Below are 20,323 nucleotides of genomic sequence, written 5' to 3'. Positions count from 1 at the left end.
CGCATTCTGCGCAGTGACCTGCGGCGAGGAGGCCCGATGCGCTTCGCGACCCACGTGCTCGTGCTGCAGCTCGCGACCGTCTCGGCCGCGGTGCTCGTCTGCGCCGGACTCGTCACGGCCCTCAGCGTCCAGCAGCTGCGGGGCGAGGCGGAGGAGACGGCGCTCGCCATCGCGCGCACCGTCGCCGAGGACTCCGACGTGCGCGACGCCGTCGCCACCTACTCCGCCGATCCCGGCACGCCCGCGCGCGACCAGCTGCAGGACGGCGTGCTCGAGACGACCGCCGAGTCGATCGAGGAGCGCACCGGCGCCCTCTTCGTCGTGATCACCGACGACGAGGGGATCCGGCTGGCGCACCCCGACCCCGAGCGGCTCGGCGAGGTCGTGTCCACCAGCGCCGAGGAGGCGCTCGCCGGTCGCGAGTCGGTGTCGTGGGGCACGGGGACGCTCGGGGAGTCGGCGCGCGCGAAGGTGCCGGTCTACGGTCCCGGAGGCGGCGACGTCGTCGGCGAGGTCAGCATCGGCTTCGCGCGCTCCAGTGTCTTCACCGACCTGCCGACCGCCCTGCTCGGCGTGCTGGCCGCGGCGCTCGCGGGCCTCGCGCTCGCCGCGGTCGCCTCCGTCTTCATCCGCCGCCGCCTGCTGCGGCTGACCCTCGGCCTCGCCCCCGAGGAGCTCACCTCGCTCGTGCAGGACCAGGCCGCGGTGCTCGACGGGGTCGACGAGGGAGTGCTCGCGTTCGACCGCGACGGCGTGATCGGCGTCTGCAACGCCCGTGCCGCCGCGATCCTGGGGTCGGAGGACCCGACGGGACGCGCCCTGCACGGGCGGCCGCTCGCGGAGCTCGCGCTGCCGACTCCGCTCGCCGACCTGATCGAGGCGTCGCTCCGCGCGCCCGAGGCGCCGACGGCCGCCGAGGGCTTCGTGGTGCGCTCGCGCATCGTCTACGTCGACATCCGCAGGGTCACCCGCGGCGACCGGGACCTCGGCATCGTCGTCGTGCTGCGCGACCGCACCGACGTCGCGGCGCTGAGCCGCCGCCTCGACGCGGTGGGCGCGATGACCAACGCGCTGCGCGTGCAGCGCCACGAGTTCGCGAACCGCCTGCACGTCGTCGCCGGCCTGCTCGACGCGGGCCGCACCGAGTCGGCGCGCGACTACCTCGGCGAGGTGCTCACGCGCGGCCCGCTCAAGTACCCGGTGCAGCACGCCGACCGGCTGCAGGAGCCCTACCTGCAGGCGCTGGTCGGTGCGAAGGGGATCGAGGCGGCCGAGCGGGGCGTGCTGCTGACCCTCGGCGAGGAGACGCTGGTGCGCGGAGTGGTGACCGAGCCGGAGGACGTCGCGACGGTGGTCGGCAACCTCGTCGACAACGCGGTGCGCGCGGCGGTCGAGGGCCGGCGCGACGTGCGCTTCGTCGAGATCGAGCTGCTCGACGACGGCGACGCGCTGTTCGTCACGGTCGCCGACTCCGGAGACGGCGTGGCCGAGCCGGAGTCGCTCTTCTCGCGCGGGGCGGCCGAGGACGTCGACGACGACAGCGTGCACGGGCGCGGCTTCGGTCTCCCGCTCTGCCGCGAGGTCGCGGCGCGGCGCGGCGGCGCGGTGTGGCTGGCCGACGCGGGCGGCGACTCCGGGGGAGCGGTGCTCTGCGCCCGGCTGCCCGGGGTCGTCTGCCCACCGAGCGAGGAGGACGAGTCGTGAGCACCGAGGAGCGCACCGTGCTGGTGGTCGACGACGACTTCCGCGTCGCGCAGCTGCACGCCGATCTCGTGGACGCCCGGCAGGGGCTCCGCGCGCTGCCGCCGGTGCACACGGCGCGCGCCGCCCGGGCCGCGGTGCACGAGAGCGCACCCGATCTGCTGCTGCTCGACGTGCATCTGCCGGACCAGAGCGGGATCGCGCTGCTCCGCGAGCTCGACACCGACGCGTTCGTCGTGAGCGCCGCCTCCGACGGAGCGACGGTGCGCCGGGCGCTGCACGCGGGGGCCCTGGGCTACCTGATCAAGCCGTTCGACGCCCGGCTGCTCGGCGAGCGGCTCGACGCCTACGTGCGCTTCCGCAACGTGCTGCGCGAGGACCGCGTCGCCGACCAGGAGGCGGTGGAGCGGGCGCTGCGGATCCTGCACTCGGGCGACGCCACGGCCGCGCAGCCCTCGCGCTCGGCGACCGAGCAGCTGGTCCTCGCCCGCCTCTCGGAGTCGGGCGCGGAGCTCTCGGCCCTCGAGGTCGCCGAGCGCGCGGGCATCTCGCGCGCGACGGCTCAGCGCTACCTCTCGGGGCTTGCCGGCCGCGGCCTGGTCGAGATGACCCTCAGCTACGGCTCCACCGGCCGCCCGGAGCACCGGTACCGCGCGAAGTGACCCGATCGGCACGAAGGCCCCCGGAACACATCCGAGGGCCTCCAGAATCGGCGTGTCCCACGAGGTGGACCGACGATTCGCGTGTCAGCGAATCGGCGTAGCCGGGCGCTCCCCGCTCCCTGGAGCGCAACCACCTCGTCATGCCGACCGCGGTGCGCCGCCTCGCGGCGCACGAGACGACTCAGTGCGTCGCGTCCACGTCGGCGCCCGCGGCCTCGGCCACGCGCTTGCGCTCCGCGGCCTCGGCGGCCATGCGGCGGCCCTTGGGGCTGACGAGGGAGGCGATGACCGTGACGGCCAGGACTCCGATGATGACCGAGAGCGAGAGGCCCGTGCCGATCTCGAAGACCTCGACGTGCTCGCCGTTGTTGATGAACGGCAGGTTGTTCTCGTGGAGCGCGTGCAGGATCAGCTTCACGCCGATGAAGGCGAGGATCGCGGCGAGACCGTAGCTGAGGTAGACGAGGCGGTCGAGCAGCCCGTCGATCAGGAAGTAGAGCTGACGGAGTCCGAGCAGCGAGAATGCGGTCGCGGTGAAGACGAGGTAGACGTCGTTGGTGAGACCGAAGATCGCCGGGACGCTGTCGAGGGCGAACAGGATGTCCGTTCCACCGATCGCCGCCATGACCAGGATCATCGGCGTGAGGACCTTCTTGCCGTCGATGTGCGTGTAGAACCGGTCGCCGTCGTACTGGTCGCTCGTCTTGAAGACGCGCTTGGCCAGGCGGACCATCACGTTGTCGCCCGCGTGCTCGTCGCCGGGCTTCACCAGGTTGAAGGCGGTCAGCAGCAGGATCAGGCCGAAGAGGTAGAAGATCCACGCGAAGGAGTTGATCAGCGCGGCGCCGAGGAAGATGAAGCCGGTGCGGGCGATCAGCGCGAAGACGATGCCGAAGAGCAGCACCTTCTGCTGGTCGGCGCGGGGCACCTTGAAGCTCGCCATGATGATCAGGAAGACGAACAGATTGTCGACCGAGAGGGCCTTCTCGGTGATGTAGCCGGCGAAGTACTCGGAGCCCGGGGTCGTCCCGCCGAAGACCAGGACGCCGACGCCGAAGAGCACGGCGATGCCGACGTAGAGGGCCGACCAGAGCGCGGACTCGCGGAGGGTCGGCTCGTGGGCCTTCCGGACGTGGAAGAAGAAGTCGAAGAGCAGGAGCAGGACGATGAAGACGATCGTCAGGGTCCAGATCAGGGGCGACACGGTCATGGGGGCTGGCCTCGCTCGAGAAGGGGTGGGGGACGGTCGCAGGGGTCGAGACGTCGCTTGAACGCTAACGATCCCTCTGATCTCGCACGGTGTCACCGGCTCGATCGTGAGTATCTTCTCAGGTCTCGGGCGATCGGCGGCGCGGAGTGGCCGGAGCGGCTCTGCGCCAGACTGGGCGCATGCCCGACATCGCGGTCGACAGGACCTACCAGGACGCCCACGGCGTGACGATCCACTACCGGCACTGGCCGCTCCCGCAGCCCCGGGCGATCGTCCAGCTGCTGCACGGCGTCGGCGAGCACTCCGGCCGCTACCTCGAGGCCGCCGAGACCCTCGTCGCCGCCGGCTACGCGGTCGCGGCCGACGACCACCGCGGGCACGGCCGCACCGGGTCCGAGCAGCACGGAGGCGACGCGTCGCAGCTCGGCCGGCTCGGTCCCGGTGGTCTCCGCGCGACGGAGGACGCGATCACCCGGCTCACCCGCCTGCTCGCCGCCGAGTCGCCCGGCGTGCCGATCGTGCTGCTCGGCCACTCCTGGGGCTCGCTGATGGCTCAGCGGATCATCGACCGCGACGGCTCGGACTACGCGGCGCTCATCCTGAGCGGGACCGCCTACCGCCTCCCGGGCTACATGAACGGAGGCGACCTCACCCGCCGCCACCGCGTGCCCGGGGGGCTGCGGCTCGAGTGGCTCTCGCGCGACCCCGAGGTGTGGCAGCGCTTCCACGACGACCCGCTCACCTTCACCGATCCGCTCGCGAAGCGGGTCGGGGTGCGCGAGACGCTGCGGCTGGTGGGGCGCCCCTCGAAGCACCTCGCTGCCGATCTGCCCCTGCTGATCATCGGAGGATCGGAGGACACCCTCGGCGGCGAGCGCTCGATGCGGGCCCTGGCGCAGGCGTACCGCCGCCGCTCGGGGCTCACCGACGTGAGCGTCCGCGTGTATCCGGAGGCGCGGCACGAGCTGTTCCAGGAGCTGAACCGCACCGAGGTGCTCGCCGACGTCGTCGCCTGGCTCGACGAACGGTTCGACGCCCCCGTCGGTCCTCCCGCCTAGGCTGGCGTCATGCATGGCGAGTACAAGGTCCCCGGTGGAAAGCTCGTGGTCGTCGACCTCGACGTGGTCGACGGGAGGTTCTCCGGGTTCCGGCTCGCGGGCGACTTCTTCCTCGAGCCGGACACGGCGCTCGACGACATCGACCGCGCGGTGGTGGGCCTCCCGGCGACCTCCGACGCCAAGACGATCGCCGCGGCCGTCCGGCAGGCGCTGCCGTCCGACGCGGTGCTCCTCGGCTTCACCCCCGAGGCCGTGGCCGTCGCCATCCGCCGCTCGCTGCAGCAGGCGACGAGCTGGCGCGACTACGACTGGAAGATCGTGCACGCGAAGGCCGTCTCGCCCGCGATGCACCTCGCGCTCGACGAGGTGCTCACCGCCGCGGTCGGCGAGGGCCGCCGCGAGCCCACCCTCCGCATCTGGGAGTGGGACCAGCCGGCCGTGGTGATCGGCAGCTTCCAGTCGCTGCGCAACGAGGTCGACCTCGAGAACGCGGCGAAGTACGGCGTCGAGGTCGTCCGCCGCATCTCCGGCGGCGGTGCGATGTTCATGGAGGCGGGCAGCGTCGTCACCTACTCCCTCTACGTGCCGGGCGACCTGGTGCAGGGCCTGACCTTCGCCGACTCCTACGCGTTCCTCGACGAGTGGACGATCAGCGCGTTGCAGTCGCTCGGCATCGACGCCGTCTACCAGCCGCTCAACGACATCACCTCGCCCTCGGGCAAGATCGGCGGAGCCGCGCAGAAGCGCCTCGGCTCGGGCGCCGTGCTGCACCACGTGACCATGAGCTACGACATCGACGCCGAGAAGATGGTGCAGGTGCTGCGGATCGGCCGCGAGAAGCTGTCCGACAAGGGCATCGCGTCGGCGGTGAAGCGCGTGGATCCGCTGCGCAGCCAGACCGGGCTCAGCCGGGCCGAGATCATCGACCGGATGAAGGCGACCTTCGTGCAGCTGCACGGCGGCACCTCCGGAGACCTGACCGCCGAGGAGTACGCCGAGGCCGAGGAGCTCGTCCGCACGAAGTACTCGACCGAGGAGTGGCTGCGCCGGGTGCCGTGAGGCTCAGCTCGCCAGGAGCTCCTGGTAGTCGGGGTGCTCGGCGATGAACTCGGCGACGAAGGGGCAGGCCGGCACGACGTGGGCGCCGAAGCGCTCGTGCGCGTCGTCGAGGGCGGCCTCGACGAGGCGGTCGCCGAGCCCCTCGTGGCGGTGCTCGGGGGCGATCTCGGTGTGGAGGAAGACGACGTCGGAGCCGCGGACCGCGTAGTCCGCGAGGCCCACGTTCTCGCCGTCGACCCACAGCGTGTACCGGGACCGGTCTTCGTCGTGCCGCACCTCTGAGATCATCGCGTCACTCTACGCCGGAGCTCCCGGGGGTCCGGTCAAGGCCCTCCCGGGTACGGCGGCGTGTCGGGCGACTGGCACACTGGCACGATGCCCCAGCCGATCCAGATCGCGGACGGCGTCCCGGAGTCGCGGAGCGCGGTGTTCCACGCCGACAATCTCGAGGTCCTGCCGCAGCTCGCGGACGGCGCGTTCACGGTCGTCTACCTCGATCCTCCGTTCAACACGGGCCGCGCGCAGGTGCGCACCTCGACCACGTCGGTGCGCTCGGCGACCGGCACGATCGCCGGGTTCAAGGGGCGCAGCTACGAGCGGATCCGCGGCGACCTCCTCCGCTACGACGACCGCTTCGACGACTACTGGTCGTTCCTCGAGCCGCGACTGGCCGAGGCGTGGCGGCTGCTGGCCGACGACGGCACGCTGTACCTCCACCTCGACTACCGCGAGGCGCACTACGCGAAGGTGCTGCTCGACGCGCTGTTCGGCCGCGAGTGCTTCCTCAACGAGATCATCTGGGCCTACGACTACGGGGCGAAGGCGACCCGGCGCTGGCCGACCAAGCACGACACGATCCTCGTGTACGTGAAGGATCCGCGCGGCTACCATTTCGACTCCGTCGCGGTCGACCGCGAGCCGTACATGGCGCCGGGGCTCGTGACGCCCGAGAAGGCGGAGCGCGGCAAGCGGCCGACGGACGTGTGGTGGCACACGATCGTGTCGCCGACCGGCCGCGAGAAGACGGGCTACCCGACGCAGAAGCCCGAGGGGATCCTGCGCCGCATCGTGCAGGCGTCGAGCCGCGAGGGCGACGCGGTGCTCGACTTCTTCGCCGGCTCCGGGACGACGGGGGCCGTCGCGCACGCGCTCGGCCGCCGCTTCGTCCTCGTCGACGAGCACGCCGACGCCATCGCCGTCATGCGCCGCCGCTTCGCGACCCTGGACCCGGCGCCCCTCTTCCTCTGACCCGGCTCTTCCTCTGACCCAGCGCCCCTCCTCCTCGAGACCCCGAAAGTTGTCGTACTCGACGGTCGAGTACGACAACTCTTGAGGACTGGAGGGGACGGGGCTCCTCCACAGGTGGAGGGGCTCGGAGGTTGTCCGAGGGGCGGAGGGGTGCAGGGCCCAGGGGGTCCGGGGTTCGGGCATCGTCGTCGCATGACGAATCTCGAGCTGGGCGCCTTCAGTCGGCGGGCGGCGGTCCTCAGCGGAGCGACGGACGGTGCGCTCCGATCGCCGCGACTGGCGAGTCCCTTCCACGGTGTCAGAACGCGCGTGGCACCGGTGACGCACCTCGAGCGCGCTCAGGCCTACCGCCCACGGTTGCGAGCGGGCCAGTTCTTCTCCCACCTCACCGCGGCGGAGATCTGGTCGGTTCCTCTTCCCTCGTCGAGGCCGGAGGAGGACCCGATCCACGTGAGTGTGCTCTCACCCCGCCGCCCGCCGAGGACACGCGGGGTCATCGGCCACGTCGTCCTGCCGCAGCACGTCGAGGTGGTCCGCCGCCACGGGCTCGCCGTCACCGACCCGGCGTCCACCTGGATCTCGCTCGGTACCCTCCTGAGCGAACGGGATCTGCTCGCCGCGGCCGACCATCTGCTGCTCGCCCCGAGACACCCGGACCCCGCTGATCCGAGGCCCTACGCGGCTCTCCCGGAACTGACGGCTCGGCTCGTGGGCTACCACGGCCGTGGGCGGAAGCGCTTGGAGTCGGTGCTGCACCTCGTGTCGACCGCCTCCGCCTCCAGGCGGGAGACCTGGCTGCGATCCCTGGTGCGGGAGGCGGACCTTCCGCGGCCCGAGGTGAACGCCGAGATCCACGACCGTGGTCGCCTGATCGCGGTCGGCGACCTGGTCTTCCGCCGGTGGAAGGTCCTGGCCGAGTACGACGGCCGCCAGCACCGGACGAGCGATGCGCAGTATGCGCGCGACCGGGAGCGCTCACTCGCCCTGCAGCTCGCCGGGTGGATCCAGGTGGTCGTGCGGGCCGATGGACTCGGGAAGGACCGAGCACGCACCGTCGCCGAGATCAGAGCCGCGCTGACGGCGCACGGGTGGCGACCATGAGCTCCCGGTCGATCGCCACCCCAGTCGAACCTCCAAGAGTTGTCGTACTCGAGCACCCAGTACGACAACTCTCGATGACTCGACGGGTCGGGCGCGGAGGCGCGTGCTGCGGGTCAGGAGGAGGCGCGCACGACGAGCTCGGTGGGCATCAGGGTGCGGTGCTCGACCGGGGTTCCCTCGATGCGGGCCGTGAGCAGCTCGGCCATGCGCGCGCCGAGCTCGACGGGGATCTGGCGCACGGTGCTGAGGGCGGGCACCGCGGTGCGGGCGAACATGTCGTCGTCGAAGCCCACGACGGCGACGTCCTCGGGGACGCGGCGGCCCGCCTCCCGCAGCGCCGCGTACGCGCCGACGGCCATCTGGTCGTTCGCGGCGAACACGGCGTCGATCGACGGGTCGCGCTCGAGGAGGCGGCGCATCGCGTCCGCTCCGCTCTCGGGCGAGAAGTCGCCCCACTCGACGAGGCCGTCGTCGAGGCCGGCGTCGGTCAGGGCGCTCCGCCAGCCGATGAGCCGGTCGACCCCGGGCGGCATGTCTGCCGGGCCCGCGATCGTCGCGATGCGCCGGCGGCCGCGGCCGATGAGGTGCGCCGTGGCGACGGCCGCCCCGTCGGCGTTGTCCACGTCGACGTAGTACGAGCCGCGCTCCTCGGGAGACAGCGGCCGCCCGCCGAAGACGATCGGCAGCGAGTTCGACAGGGCGGCGTAGGAGTGGTCGCCCGAGTGGTGCGAGACCACGAGTGCGCCGTCGACGTTGCCGCCGAGCAGGTAGCGGCGGGTCTTCTCGCCGTCCGACTCCGAGGCGATCAGCATCGAGAGCGTGTAGTCGGTGTCGGCCAGGCGCATCGCCGCGCCCTGCACGATCGACGCGAAGAACGGGTCGGCGAAGACGCGGGCCGTCGACTCCGGCACGATCAGCGCGATCGACTGGGTGCGGCGCGAGGCGAGCATCCGCGCGGCCCGGTTGGGGACGTAGTCCAGCTCGCCGATCGCCTTCTCGACCGCCGCGACGATGTCGGCCGCGACCTGCGGGGCGCCGTTGACGACCCGCGAGACGGTCGCGCGCGACACCCCGGCGCGCGCCGCGACCATCTCGAGCGTGGGCGACCGCCCCGCCGACCGCAGGCCCTCGCTCATCGTCTAGCCCAGCGTCTCGGCTGCGGTGCCGCCGATCAGGCGCGAGTACACGAGGCCCGAGTCCTTGACGATCCGCTCCTGCGAGTCGTAGTCGACCCGCACGATGCCGAAGCGCTTCTCGTAGCCCCAGGCCCACTCGTAGTTGTCGAGCAGCGACCAGACGAAGTAGCCCCGGACGTCGGCGCCCTGGTCGATGGCGTCGGCCACCTTCTCGACGTGGTCGAGCACGTACTGCGTGCGGTCGACGTCGTGGACGCGGCCGCCCTCGACGACGTCGTCGTACGCCGCACCGTTCTCGGTCACGAACAGCGGAGGGAGGTTCTCGTACTCGAGGCCGAGTCGCGTGAGCAGGAAGCGCAGCCCGTCGGGGTTGACCTCCCAGTCCATCGCGGTGCGGGGGAGGCCGCGCGAGGGGAAGGTGATGAACTCCGATCCGACCCACGGCGAGCCGACCTCGCGGTCGGTGGCCTGGGCGAAGTCCTCGGTCCCGGCCGGCAGTGGCCGCGCCGACACGTTGTCGTCGTGGTAGTGGTTCACGCCGAGGAAGTCGAGCGGCTGCGAGATCGCGGCGAGGTCGCCGTCGGCGATCAGCTCGTCGAGACCGAGGCCGGCGACGTCCTCGAGGAGGTCCTCCGGGTACTCGCCGAGCAGCAGCGGGTCGAGGAAGATGCGGTTCTGCAGCGCGTCGAAGCGGCGGGCGGCGTCGAGGTCGGCCTCGTCCTCGGGGTCGTCGGGCACTGCGTTCGAGAGGTTGAGGGTGATGCCGAGGTTCTGGGCGCCGAGATCGCGCAGCGCCGAGACGGCCAGGCCGTGCGCGAGGTGGGTGTGGTGGACCGCGGCGAGCGCCGCCTGCTGCGAGATGACTCCGGGAGCGTGGATGCCCGCGCCGTAGGAGAGCAGGGTCGAGCAGAAGGGCTCGTTGAAGGTGGTCCAGTGCTGCACGCGGTCGCCGAGGCTCGCGTGGACCGCCTCGGCGTAGTCCCGGAAGCGCTCGGCGGTGTCGCGGTTCGCCCAGCCGCCCTTCTCCTCGAGGGCCTGCGGGAGGTCCCAGTGGTAGAGCGTGAGCCACGGGAGGATCCCGGCCGCGAGCAGCTCGTCGACCAGGCGGGAGTAGAAGTCGAGGCCCTCGGCGTTGACCTCGCGGTCGCCGGGCTTGACCCGCGCCCAGCTCACCGAGAAGCGGTAGGAGCCGAGGCCGAGCTCCTTCATCAGCTGCACGTCGGCGGGCATCCGGTGGTAGTGGTCCACGGCCACCTCGGGGGTGTCGCCGTTCGCGACGGCACCGGGCACGCGCGAGAACGCGTCCCAGATGCTGTCCTCCTTGCCGCCCTCGTGGCCCGCGCCCTCGATCTGCGCGGCCGCGGTCGCCGACCCCCAGAGGAACCCGATCGGCCAGTCGCGGACGGCCAGGCGCTCGGCCCGAGCGGTCTGCTCCGAGAGGTCGGGAGTGGTGGTGCGGGCATCGCTCATGGGGGACTCCTTCGGCAGCGGTCTCCGCCATCCTAGGCCGTTCGTAGAGCGCTCTCTCGGCGACGTGACCGCGCTGCGCACACCGGGGCGCCCGACGACGGACTCGTCGGGCGCCGCGGCGTCAGCGGGAGAGTCGGTCGCCCGGGCCCTCGCCCACCGCGCGCACGGAGTCGGTGCGCACATCGGGCTCGATGCTGCCGGCCGCGAGGTCGGCGCCGGCCCGAGCCGCGAGCTGCGGGTCGGTGCGGCGCAGCTCGGCTGCGGCGTCCTCCGTGGCGAGGTCGTGCGCCTCCTGCATCGCCGACTTGGCGCGCAGCGGCGGGGTCTTGAGGAACCACGACAGCACGAAGGCGAGCAGCACCACGGCCAGGGCGACGACGAACACGGTGACGGTCGCGTCGTTGAACCCGGTGAGGAACGGCGCCGACAGCGCCTTGTCGGCGGTGTTCAGGAACGAGGTGTCGCCGTCGAGCGCCGAGCCGATCGCCGAGGAGTCCTGCGACTGCAGGAGCTTGAGGATGGTCGCGTTCGCCGGGTCGGCCGCGACGGCGGGATCGGAGGCGGCGGCCTGCAGATCCGCGGCGATCGTCGGGTTCTTGAAGGCGGCGGCGATCGTCTCGGGGATGCGGCTGAAGAGCACCGAGAAGATGACCGCGGTGCCCAGCGTCCCGCCGATCTGGCGGAAGAACGTCGAGGCGCTCGTCGCGACGCCCATGTTAGCGACGTCGACCGAGTTCTGCGAGGCGAGCGTGAGCGTCTGCATCATCTGGCCGAGGCCCAGGCCCAGCATCAGCATGCCGCCCATCATGAAGACGACGGGCTTGTCGATCGTCACGAAGGTGAAGTAGAAGAAGGCGGCCGACATCAGGAACGTGCCGATGATCGGGAACGCCCGGTAGCGGCCCGTGCGCGAGATGATCTGGCCGGAGACGATCGAGGCGATCATGAGTCCCAGGATCATCGGCAGCATCAGGAAGCCCGACTCGGTCGGCGTCGCGCCGTTCACGAGCTGCAGGTAGAGCGGGATGGTCATCATCCCGCCGAACATGCCGAAGCCGACGAGAACACCGAGGATCGTGGCCATCGAGAAGGTCGGCGAGCGGAACAGCTTGAGCGGGATCAGCGCGTCGTCGCCCATCATCCGCTCGGCGAGGATGAAGCCGACGATGCCCAGCGCGCCGACCACGTAGCAGAGCCACGCGACGGGGGAGCCCCAGCCCCATTCGCGGCCCTGCTCGGCGATCAGGAGGAGCGGGCCCGCGGCGATGATGACGAGGGAGGCGCCCCACCAGTCGATCCGCACCGAGCGTGTGCCGGCCGGCTTCGGGAGGTGCAGGAAGCGGACGACGATGAACAGCGCGGCGGCGCCGATCGGCAGGTTGATCAGGAACACCCAGCGCCAGCCGGTGATGAAGAGGATCTCGGGGGTCCCGGCCAGGAGGCCGCCGATCAGGGGGCCGACGACGCTCGAGACTCCGAACACGGCGAGGAAGTAGCCCTGGTACTTGGCGCGCTCGCGGGGCGGCAGGATGTCGCCCATCACCGTCAGCGCGAGCGACATGAGCCCGCCGGCGCCGAGGCCCTGGACCGCGCGGAAGCCGGCGAGGCCGAGCATCGAGGTCGAGAAGCCGGCGAGCGTGGATCCGATGAGGAAGAGGACGATCGCGATCAGGTAGAGCGGGCGCCTCCCGAAGATGTCGGAGAGCTTGCCGTAGATGGGCGTCGCGATCGTCGAGACGATCAGGTACGCCGTGGTGACCCAGGCCTGCTGCGAGAGTCCGTCGAGGTCGTCGGCGATGGTGCGCATCGAGGTGCCCACGATCGTCTGGTCGAGCGACGACAGGAACATGCCCGCCATCAGGCCGAAGATCACGAACAGGATCTGCCGGTGCGTCATGATCGCGCCCGAGGGCGTCGCCTCGGTCGAGCGTGGTGCGGTGTCCGCCATGGTGGTCCCCTTGTCTGGCGGGACGCGTTCCAGGCACGGCGAGCCGCCGCAAACGTTGCGTGCTGCGCAAAGTTACACCTCGTGCGAGGCGTCGCCCAGGGGGTTCGGCGAGCCTGAACGAGATCTCAGAGGAGGCGGATCGGCGTCACGCCCGGGTCGGCACCGCCTCGTCGGCCCAGCCGGCCTCGCGCAGGGCGGCCCGCGCCTCCGCCCGTGCCGAGTAGGGGGTGCGCACCCCCTGGATGTCGCGGTAGTTCTGGTGACCGGGCCCGGCCCAGAGGATCGAGTCGCCCTCGTGGGCCAGCGACACGGCGACCCGGATCGCCCGCTTGGGATCGTCGACCTCGTGGATCTCGCCCTCGGGACGGGCGGCCCGCGCCGCCTCCATCAGAGTGCGCCGGATCGAGGCGGGCTCCTCGAAGCGCGGGTGGTGGTCGGTGATCACGAGGATGTCACTGCCGGTCACGGCCGCCTCGGCCATCGCGGGCCGCTTGAGCGCGTCGCGATCGCCGTCGGCGCCGAAGACCATGATCACGCGGCCCGGGGTCACCTCGCGCACCGCTTCGAGCGTGCGCTGGAACGCGTCGGCGCTGTGCCCGAAGTCGACGTAGACGGTCGGTCCTCGGTCGCCCGAGACGCGCTCGGTGCGCCCGGGGAGCGAGACGTCGATGCCGCCGTCGCGGTGCAGCGCCGCGCGGATCTCGCCGATCGGGCGACCCGCCTCGATCAGCATCACGACGGCCAGCGCGGCGTTCGCGGCCATGTGCGCGCCGATGATCGGCACCGAGGTCGTGATCGCGCGCGACTCCCGGTTCTGCAGGCGGAAGTGGGTGCGGCCGAACTCCTGCTCGAGGATCGTGACCGTCCAGTCGGCGTCGACGCCCTGCCGCGAGGTGATCGTGACCAGGGGGATGCCCGCGGTCTCGACCAGCCGGGCTCCGGACGGCGAGTCGAGCGAGACGACGGCGCGGCGCGCGCGGTCGGGCTGGAACAGCTGCGCCTTCTCGGCGAAGTAGGTGTCCATGTCGCCGTAGTCGTCGAGGTGGTCGTGGCTGAGATTGGTGAAGCCGGCGACGTCGAAGACGACTCCGTCGACGCGGTGGCGGGTGAGGGCCTGGGCGCTGACCTCGATCGCGGCCGCTCCGACACCCTCCTCGTGCATGCGGGCGATCAGGGCGTGCAGCTCGCTCGCCTCGGGGGTGGTGAGACCGCTCGTGACGGAGGTGTCGCCGATGTGCCGCTCAGCGGTGGAGCTCAGGCCGGGGACCACGCCGAGCTGGCGGAGGATCCCCTCGATCATGTGCACCGTCGAGGTCTTGCCGTTGGTGCCCGTCACTCCGAGGAGCAGCGGTGCGCGGTCGGCGGTGCCGTAGACGGCTGCGGCGACCGCGCCGAGGTGGGCGCGGGGATCGTCGACGACGAGCACGGGGAGCCCGGTCGCGCGGGCGGCGCTCTCGCCGTCGCCGTCGGTCAGCACGGCCGAGGCGCCGCGCTCGCGGGCCTCGTCGACGAAGTCGGCGCCGTGCCGGTTCACACCGGACAGGGCGACGAAGAGATCGCCCTGCTCGACGTCGGAGGCGGTGAGCGTCACTCCGCTGATCGTCGCGGCGGCGGGGGAGTCGCCGGGGAGGTCGAGGAGGCTCGTCAGGGCGGCGAGGGGGAGCGCCGGCGCGTGTCGAGGTCGGAGCATGGGGTCCTTTCGTTCGGGACCGAGTGGTCCGCGGATCCGAGGGGGCGGGTCCGCGCCGGTCGCCGAGGCCGTCATTCACGCTAGGGGAGGCGCTTATGTGAATCCTTAGAGGATATTGGAGCGCCCCATGAAGGGGCACTCCTGGACACCGGCCGCCGGGAGTGCTTCGGAGGGCCGCGCGTAGGCTCGGAGCATGAGCTCGAGCGAGAACGATCCCCAGCGCTCCCGTCCCGTCCGGCGCCGGGCGCTCGTCATCGGAGGCGTCGCGGTGGCGGCGGGCGCCACGGCGTTCGGCGTGGGCGCGGTCATCGGAGGGGGACGCGGCGCCGGGTCGACCCCGAGTCCGACGGTCCCCGGGCCGACCGCGACGCCGGCCCCGAGCGCGACGGCGACGCCCACCCCGGCGCCCGCTCCCACGGCCACCCCCACGCCGACCCCCACTCCGGGGATCGACCTGACGGCGAACTCGGTCGACGACCCGGCGAGCGTCTGGGTGGTCGTCAACAAGCTGCGCACGCTCTCGCCGGTCGACTACGTGCCCGCGGATCTCGTCTACCCCGACGTCTCCTACGTCAACCGCCAGCCGATGCGGCAGGCGACCGCCGATGCGCTCGTCCCCCTCTTCGCGGCGGCGTCGTCGGAGGCGGGGCTCTCGCTCTCCGTGCAGAGCGCGTACCGCTCCTACGACACCCAGGTCAGCGTCTACGCGGGCTGGGTGTCGACCCGGGGGCAGGCCGGCGCGGATGCGACCAGCGCCCGCCCCGGGCACAGCGAGCACCAGACGGGGTGGGCCGTCGACGTCGTCGGCGCCTCGGGGACCTGCGCGCTCGAGATCTGCTGGGGGGACACTCCGGAGGGGCAGTGGGTCGGCGCGAACGCGCACCGCTTCGGATTCCTCGTCCGCTACAAGCCCGACGCCACCCCGATCACCGGCTACGAATCGGAGCCGTACCACCTGCGCTACGTCGGTCCCGAGCTGTCGCAGTATCTGCACGACCAGGGGATCGAGACGCTCGAGCGTCTGTTCGGACTTCCGGATGCGCCCGATTACGCGTCCGGCACCACTGGCTGAGCGTCGCGCGATCAGATCCGGGCGCTCGCGGGCGTGACACCCGCCGGTTGTTACCGTACTGTTACTCGGAGTGTTTTCGGAGGGCCGTCGAACGGTCCTCCCATGCCCGCCTGGTGACATGGCTGCTTCCCCCGCTCCGTGCGCGATCCCCCGCCGCGCGCCCTCGATCCCGTGAGACATCTCTGTGCCCCATCGCTCCACCGGTTCCACCCCCGATTCACCCTCCGAGCAGACCTCGCTCGCCGAGACCGGCGCCCCGCTGACCCGCCGTGAGGCGCGCGAGCGCGAGGGCCGACTCCGATCCGCCGATGTCCGATCGGCTCCGGACGCGGCCCCCACCGCCTCCCGCCCGCCGCACTCGACGGCCGAGCCGGTCTTCGCCTCGCGTCGCGACCGCCGCGCCGCCGAGGGACACCAGGCCCGGGTCGCCCCCGCCCCCCGGGGCTCCTCCTTCTTCCGGCCGTCGCGCCGGCATCTCGTGCTCGCGATGTCGGGCGGGCTCGTCGTCGTCGCGGTCGCCACCGGCGCGAGCCTGACCATCGGAGCGTCCGGCTCGGCGGAGTCGGCCTCCGCCACGTCCGCGGGCACTCCCTCGCCGACGGCGACGCCGACCACGGTCGCCGTGCTGCCGGCCACGACCGCCTCCGAGCGCGTCGTCCTCAGTGCGGTCTCGACCACCACCGGCACCGTCGCGGGAGGCACGAGCGTCACGCTCTCGGGCTCGAACCTCGACGCCGTCGCGACCGTCCGCTTCGGGGACGCCGAGGGCGCGGTCGCCGTCGAGAACGCCGACCAGATCACCGTCACCGCGCCGCCCGCCTCCGGCGAGGCCGAGGGCGTCGTGCCGGTCGCGTTCTTCGACGCCGACGGAGCGCCGATCACCTTCGACGCGGTCACCGATGCGGCCGCGGCCGTGACCGTCGACGGCACCCCGGCCGAGTCAGTCCAGTCGGCCGTCGACTCGACCGACGCCGACGCCGACACCACCGCGGTGCCCGCCGCGACCGCCGAGCCCGCGGCCGACCTCGAGGCTCCGACCGCCACCGCCTCGCCCAGCCCCACGGCGACCGGCGTCCTCGCGACCACGAAGGTCGTCGCCTCCGCGATCACCTTCGCGTACACGCCCGACCCGGCGATCGAGGCCGCCAAGGCCGCCGCGGCGCTCGAGGCCAGCCGTCTGGCCTCGCAGCTCGACTACCTCGAGACCTACTGGTCCGACTACAACTCCGCGCAGTACGGCGTGATCTCGGGCAACGACTGCGTCAACTTCGCCTCGCAGTCGCTGATCGCGCGCGGCTGGACGATGGACGCGGAGTGGAGCTACTCCTCGACCGGCGGCTACAGCTCGGCCTGGGCCTCGTCGACCGCGTTCAACTCCTACCTCGCCGCGCACCCGGAGCGGGCGACCGCGCTGTCGGACGCTCAGCGCGACCAGGTGAAGGTCGGCGACGTCGTGCAGTTCGACTGGGACGGCTCGGGCGACTGGGACCACACCGGCATCGTGACGAGCGTCGACGGCGACACGATCCTCTACTCCTCGCACACGGTCGACAACTTCGACCAGAGCATCGACTCGGCCTCGGCCGCTCGCATCATGTTCTGGAGCGTCTGAGCGAACGAGAAGAGGCCGCCATCGCGACTGCGATGACGGCCTCCGTGCTCCCGGGGAGCGTCAGTTCTTGAAGACGTCCTTGACGTCCTCGCCGACCTTCTTGGCCTTGGCTCCGGTCTGGTCGGCACGGCCCTCGGCCTCGAGGCGCTCGTTGTCGGTCAGCTTGCCGACCGTCTCCTTCGCCTTTCCGACCAGGTTCTCGGCGGCGTTGCGGATCTTGTCGTCTGCACCCATGAGGGGCTCCTTCTGTTCGGTGTGATGATCCTCCGGCGGGACTGCCGGGGGAGTACGCGGCGGGCGCCCTGCGGCGTCCGCGGTCTCAGGCGACGCGGTCCTCTTTCGAGAACCCGGCGCGGGCGCTCGAGGCGACCTCGAGCACGACGGGGAGGCGGGCGCCCAGCAGGCGGTCGAGCTCGAGGACCTCCTGGTGCACGGCGTCCACGACGGTGCGCGGTGAGACGCCGGCGCGCGGGAGCACCCGGATCTTCAGCGCCGAGGCGGAGCCGTGCCGGTAGGCCGACACCGTCACGTCGAGCAGGTCGGTGCGCCCGGCGAGCGCGTTCTCGAGGACGTCCTCGGCGAAGCCGGTGGCGATCTCGACCTCACCGGCGGGCCCGTCGCCCCGACCGGCGTCCGTGAGGACGGTCCCGGTGCGGCCGCGACCGTGCGCCACCGCGAGGGCGACGCAGATCACGATCGCCAGGAGGCAGACCCCGACGATCGCGTAGAGCGGCCAGAGCACGGCGGAGTCGCTCCAGAGCGTTCCGTCCTCGGGCGAGATCCGCGAGACGAGGGCGGCGCCCTGATCGGAGGCGAATCCCGTCACGGCGTCCTTCACCGCGGGGGAGACCGCGATGAGCACGAGCCCCGCCGCGACGGCGGCGAGCACGAGGCCGACCAGGAGGAGGACGAGGCGGTTGACGAAGCGATTGCTCGTGGTCATCAGATCCTCCCGGATTCGGCGATGCGGACGGACGTCCGAGTGGCGGGCTGCGGGGCGATGCGGGCGATCTCCTCGTCGACGGCGGACTGGACGGCCGCCTTGTCGACGGCGATGCCGGACGCCGGCGTGATCTCGATCACCGCGGTGCGGCGGCCGAGCGAGGCGCTGGTGTCCTCGCGTCGCGAGCGGGCGACCGCTCGGGCCGAGCGGGCGAGAGCGGAGGCGATCACTCCGTCGTCGACGACGACCGCGAGACGGTCGTCCTCGACGGTGTGCCGCGCCCGGTGACCCGGGGCGAGGGCGAGCACGAGCAGGATCAGCGCGAGCACGGCGACCCCGACGGCGATGCCGATCAGGGCGGCCGGGACGAGATCGCCGACCCCGACGAGCGCCGCCAGCAGTGCGGACGGAGCGATCAGGAGCGGTGTCGCACCGAGGACGGCGAGCACGGCCTCGACGCCGACGTAGGCCGCGACCAGTGCGATCAGCACCAGGACGACGATCTGCGCGGCGGAGCGGGACCGGTGCGTCTCGCGGCGGAGGAAGCGGCGGTAGCGCGTGTCGGGCGCTGCGTCGCGGGGCGACGGTGCGGGGCTCATGCGACTCTCCTCGTGCTGCGGGTGCGGGTGCCGGTGACCCGGATGTCGACGCGGGTGACGGTGCGGCCTGTCAGGGCGTGCATCCGGGCGGCGATGCGGGTGCGGTCGCGGTGGAGGCGGTCGAGGACCGTGCCGGCCTCGTCCGAGAGGACCACCGGAGTGGTGACGGCGAGCGCGAGCCCGCCGCCGTCGTCCGACAGACGGACGCGGATCGCCGAGACCTCGACGCCCAGCTCCTCATGGACGATCGCCAGCGCGGTCCGCTCGATCGAGCGGACGTTGATGGTGACGGTGCCCGCCACGGGGGACGTCGCCGCGCGGGTGGCGGGGCGCGAGTCGAGAGCGGTGGTCATCGGGGCTCCTAGCGGGAGGTCGTGCGGCCGCGGAACACGTCCACGAGGCTGCGCACGTCGAGCGTGCCGTCGAGCATGCGGGTGATCACGACGCCGAGGGCCATGAACACGGCGGTGAGGACGAAGCCCCAGAAGCCGAAGAGCAGGGCCGCGAAGGCGAGGATCGCGCCGACCACGACACCGAGCACGGTGCCGCGGCTCGCCGGAGCGGGGGACGGGGTGCGGGGGTCGCTCATCGGACGCGGCTCTCGGCGTCGGCGTCGGCCTCGGTCTTGTCGTCACCGGGGATGTGCACGTCGACGATCGCGACGTTGATCTCGGCGACGCTCATGCCGACGAGTCCGGTGATCGCCTCGGCGACCGAGTCGCGGACGGCGTCGGCGACCGACTGCATCGGGACGGGGTACTCGACGACGAGGGTCACGTCGACCGCGACCTGGGTCTCGCCGACCTCGACGCGGACGCCCTGCGCCAGGTCGTTGCCGCCGACGGCCGAGCGGATCGCTCCGAAGGCGCGGGCGGCGTTGTTGCCGAGGGCGAAGACTCCGGGGACCTCGCGGGCCGCGATGCCGGCGACCTTGGCGATGACGGCGTCGTCGATGACGGTGCGGCCCTGGGCGACGCCCGAGGCGGTGCTGGCACCGAGGCTCGTGACGGTCTCGACGGCCGCCTTGTCGACGCGGGGCGTGGTGGCGGGGCTGGGGGTGCGGGTGGTGTCGCTCATGGTGACTCCTTGACGTCGTGTCGGCCGCCTGTCGTGCAGCGGCCCGGTGCGGAAGCCCGGCGGATTCCCCGTCTGGCTGTGCTTTCATGAGTGAGACGGAGCCCGGAGGGTGTTCGTCACGGTGCGGATCGGTGTTTTTCCTGACCGTTGCCTGACAGTGGTTCTCGAGGGAGTGCGCGGTGAGCGGTCTGGAGTCGGCGAGCGACGCGCTCCTCGCCGAGCGCTCGGCCGAGGGCGATGTGCGCGCCTTCGAAGTGCTCGTGAAGCGGCACCAGTCGATCCTGCGCGCCTACGCCTGGCGGCTGACCGGCTCGCAGGCGGACGCCTCCGATGCGGTGCAGAACGCGCTGATCACGGTGTGGGCCCAGCTCCCGCAGCTCAAGGAGCCCGCGAGCGTCCGGAGCTGGATGATGCGGATCGTGAGCCGGTCCAGCGTCGACCTGCTGCGCCAGCGCCGGCCCACCGACGACGTCGACGCCGTGGAGCATCCGCCGGCCCGCGAGCCGGGACCGTTCGAGGCGGCCGAGCAGAGCGACGCGATGAAGGCGCTCGCGCACGCGCTCTCGGAGCTGCCCGAGTCGCAGCGGCAGTGCTGGCTGCTCCGCGAGGTCGGCGGCGAGTCGTACGGTGAGATCGCCGAGCACCTGGGGATCACCCCGACCGCGGTGCGCGGGAAGCTCGCCCGGGCGAGGGAGTCGCTGGTCGTTGCGATGGAGGACTGGCGATGAGGGAGCAGG

General features: G+C 72.0%; 21 protein-coding genes. 9 read left to right on the top strand and 12 right to left on the bottom strand.

Annotation, left to right across the window (positions count from 1 at the left end):
- Window positions 1–36 precede the first annotated feature (36 nt).
- Window positions 37–1,704, top strand: a complete 1,668-nt coding sequence (locus tag GSU68_RS14135; protein ID WP_208544574.1) for a sensor histidine kinase — start codon at window positions 37–39, stop codon at window positions 1,702–1,704.
- Window positions 1,701–2,363: a response regulator gene (locus GSU68_RS14130; RefSeq protein WP_159909330.1), complete on the top strand. Its 663-nt coding sequence runs from the start codon at window positions 1,701–1,703 to the stop codon at window positions 2,361–2,363. Before GSU68_RS14135 ends, GSU68_RS14130 begins: the two co-directional genes overlap by 4 nt.
- 181 nt (window positions 2,364–2,544) lie before the next feature.
- Here GSU68_RS14130 and GSU68_RS14125 read toward each other — a convergent pair whose 3' ends face one another.
- Window positions 2,545–3,573 (bottom strand): TerC family protein, encoded by a 1,029-nt coding sequence (locus GSU68_RS14125; RefSeq protein WP_159909329.1) that lies wholly within the window; start codon window positions 3,571–3,573, stop codon window positions 2,545–2,547.
- A gap of 179 nt (window positions 3,574–3,752) precedes the next feature.
- Between GSU68_RS14125 and GSU68_RS14120 the strand changes: the two genes are divergently transcribed.
- The gene (locus tag GSU68_RS14120; RefSeq protein WP_159909328.1) at window positions 3,753–4,631 is read left to right on the top strand and encodes an alpha/beta fold hydrolase; all 879 of its coding nucleotides are present in this window, start codon (window positions 3,753–3,755) and stop codon (window positions 4,629–4,631) included.
- A 9-nt stretch (window positions 4,632–4,640) separates the two neighbouring features.
- Window positions 4,641–5,690 carry a biotin/lipoate A/B protein ligase family protein gene (locus tag GSU68_RS14115; RefSeq protein WP_159909327.1) on the top strand — a complete coding sequence of 350 codons (1,050 nt, stop codon included), beginning with the start codon at window positions 4,641–4,643 and terminating at the stop codon, window positions 5,688–5,690.
- Between the two features lie 3 nt (window positions 5,691–5,693).
- Here the strand turns inward: GSU68_RS14115 and GSU68_RS14110 are convergent, their stop codons facing one another.
- Window positions 5,694–5,978 carry a GNAT family N-acetyltransferase gene (locus GSU68_RS14110; protein WP_159909326.1) on the bottom strand — a complete coding sequence of 95 codons (285 nt, stop codon included), beginning with the start codon at window positions 5,976–5,978 and terminating at the stop codon, window positions 5,694–5,696.
- An 87-nt stretch (window positions 5,979–6,065) separates the two neighbouring features.
- Here GSU68_RS14110 and GSU68_RS14105 point away from each other — a divergent pair, with 87 nt between their 5' ends.
- A complete protein-coding gene (locus tag GSU68_RS14105) occupies window positions 6,066–6,938 on the top strand; it encodes a site-specific DNA-methyltransferase (protein WP_159909324.1) in 873 nt (290 codons plus the stop codon).
- Window positions 6,939–7,388: 450 nt separating this feature from the next.
- Window positions 7,389–8,039, top strand: coding sequence for a hypothetical protein (locus GSU68_RS14100; RefSeq protein WP_159909322.1), 651 nt, complete (start codon window positions 7,389–7,391; stop codon window positions 8,037–8,039).
- A gap of 113 nt (window positions 8,040–8,152) precedes the next feature.
- Here the strand turns inward: GSU68_RS14100 and GSU68_RS14095 are convergent, their stop codons facing one another.
- The 4 genes from GSU68_RS14095 to GSU68_RS14080 all read right to left on the bottom strand — a co-directional run bounded on the left by GSU68_RS14095 (window position 8,153) and on the right by GSU68_RS14080 (window position 14,283).
- Complete coding sequence (locus GSU68_RS14095) at window positions 8,153–9,175, bottom strand: LacI family DNA-binding transcriptional regulator (RefSeq protein ID WP_159909320.1); 1,023 nt, start codon at window positions 9,173–9,175, stop codon at window positions 8,153–8,155.
- A 3-nt stretch (window positions 9,176–9,178) separates the two neighbouring features.
- Complete coding sequence (locus GSU68_RS14090) at window positions 9,179–10,645, bottom strand: GH1 family beta-glucosidase (RefSeq protein WP_159909318.1); 1,467 nt, start codon at window positions 10,643–10,645, stop codon at window positions 9,179–9,181.
- A 121-nt stretch (window positions 10,646–10,766) separates the two neighbouring features.
- Window positions 10,767–12,593, bottom strand: a complete 1,827-nt coding sequence (locus GSU68_RS14085; protein WP_244259286.1) for an MDR family MFS transporter — start codon at window positions 12,591–12,593, stop codon at window positions 10,767–10,769.
- A 145-nt stretch (window positions 12,594–12,738) separates the two neighbouring features.
- Complete coding sequence (locus GSU68_RS14080) at window positions 12,739–14,283, bottom strand: UDP-N-acetylmuramoyl-L-alanyl-D-glutamate--2,6-diaminopimelate ligase (RefSeq protein ID WP_159909316.1); 1,545 nt, start codon at window positions 14,281–14,283, stop codon at window positions 12,739–12,741.
- Between the two features lie 193 nt (window positions 14,284–14,476).
- On the opposite strand from GSU68_RS14080, the gene GSU68_RS14075 reads away from it, so the two are divergent.
- Both GSU68_RS14075 and GSU68_RS14070 read left to right on the top strand, forming a co-directional pair.
- Entirely contained in the window at window positions 14,477–15,355 is an 879-nt protein-coding gene (locus tag GSU68_RS14075) for a M15 family metallopeptidase (protein WP_159909314.1), read from the top strand.
- Between the two features lie 184 nt (window positions 15,356–15,539).
- Entirely contained in the window at window positions 15,540–16,967 is a 1,428-nt protein-coding gene (locus GSU68_RS14070) for an amidase domain-containing protein (protein WP_159909312.1), read from the top strand.
- Between the two features lie 60 nt (window positions 16,968–17,027).
- Here GSU68_RS14070 and GSU68_RS14065 read toward each other — a convergent pair whose 3' ends face one another.
- From GSU68_RS14065 to GSU68_RS14040, 6 genes are all read right to left on the bottom strand, one after another.
- Window positions 17,028–17,201, bottom strand: a complete 174-nt coding sequence (locus GSU68_RS14065; protein ID WP_159909310.1) for a CsbD family protein — start codon at window positions 17,199–17,201, stop codon at window positions 17,028–17,030.
- Between the two features lie 85 nt (window positions 17,202–17,286).
- Complete coding sequence (locus tag GSU68_RS14060; protein ID WP_159909308.1) at window positions 17,287–17,910, bottom strand: hypothetical protein; 624 nt, start codon at window positions 17,908–17,910, stop codon at window positions 17,287–17,289.
- Complete coding sequence (locus GSU68_RS14055) at window positions 17,910–18,509, bottom strand: DUF6286 domain-containing protein (protein WP_159909306.1); 600 nt, start codon at window positions 18,507–18,509, stop codon at window positions 17,910–17,912. The genes GSU68_RS14060 and GSU68_RS14055 overlap by 1 nt, the downstream gene beginning before the upstream one ends.
- On the bottom strand, window positions 18,506–18,862 hold the full coding sequence (locus GSU68_RS14050; protein WP_159909304.1) for a hypothetical protein: 357 nt from the start codon (window positions 18,860–18,862) through the stop codon (window positions 18,506–18,508). Before GSU68_RS14050 ends, GSU68_RS14055 begins: the two co-directional genes overlap by 4 nt.
- 8 nt (window positions 18,863–18,870) lie before the next feature.
- Complete coding sequence (locus tag GSU68_RS14045) at window positions 18,871–19,098, bottom strand: DUF2273 domain-containing protein (protein ID WP_159909302.1); 228 nt, start codon at window positions 19,096–19,098, stop codon at window positions 18,871–18,873.
- Window positions 19,095–19,586, bottom strand: a complete 492-nt coding sequence (locus tag GSU68_RS14040; RefSeq protein WP_159909300.1) for an Asp23/Gls24 family envelope stress response protein — start codon at window positions 19,584–19,586, stop codon at window positions 19,095–19,097. Before GSU68_RS14040 ends, GSU68_RS14045 begins: the two co-directional genes overlap by 4 nt.
- Window positions 19,587–19,765: 179 nt before the next feature.
- Between GSU68_RS14040 and GSU68_RS14035 the strand changes: the two genes are divergently transcribed.
- Window positions 19,766–20,314 (top strand): sigma-70 family RNA polymerase sigma factor, encoded by a 549-nt coding sequence (locus GSU68_RS14035; RefSeq protein ID WP_159909298.1) that lies wholly within the window; start codon window positions 19,766–19,768, stop codon window positions 20,312–20,314.
- Window positions 20,315–20,323: the final 9 nt, after the last annotated feature.

Source organism: Rathayibacter sp. VKM Ac-2759 (assembly GCF_009834225.1).
Lineage (GTDB): Bacteria > Actinomycetota > Actinomycetes > Actinomycetales > Microbacteriaceae > Rathayibacter.
Note: the sequence above shows the minus strand (reverse complement) of the source record. Positions and strands in the feature narration are given on the sequence as shown.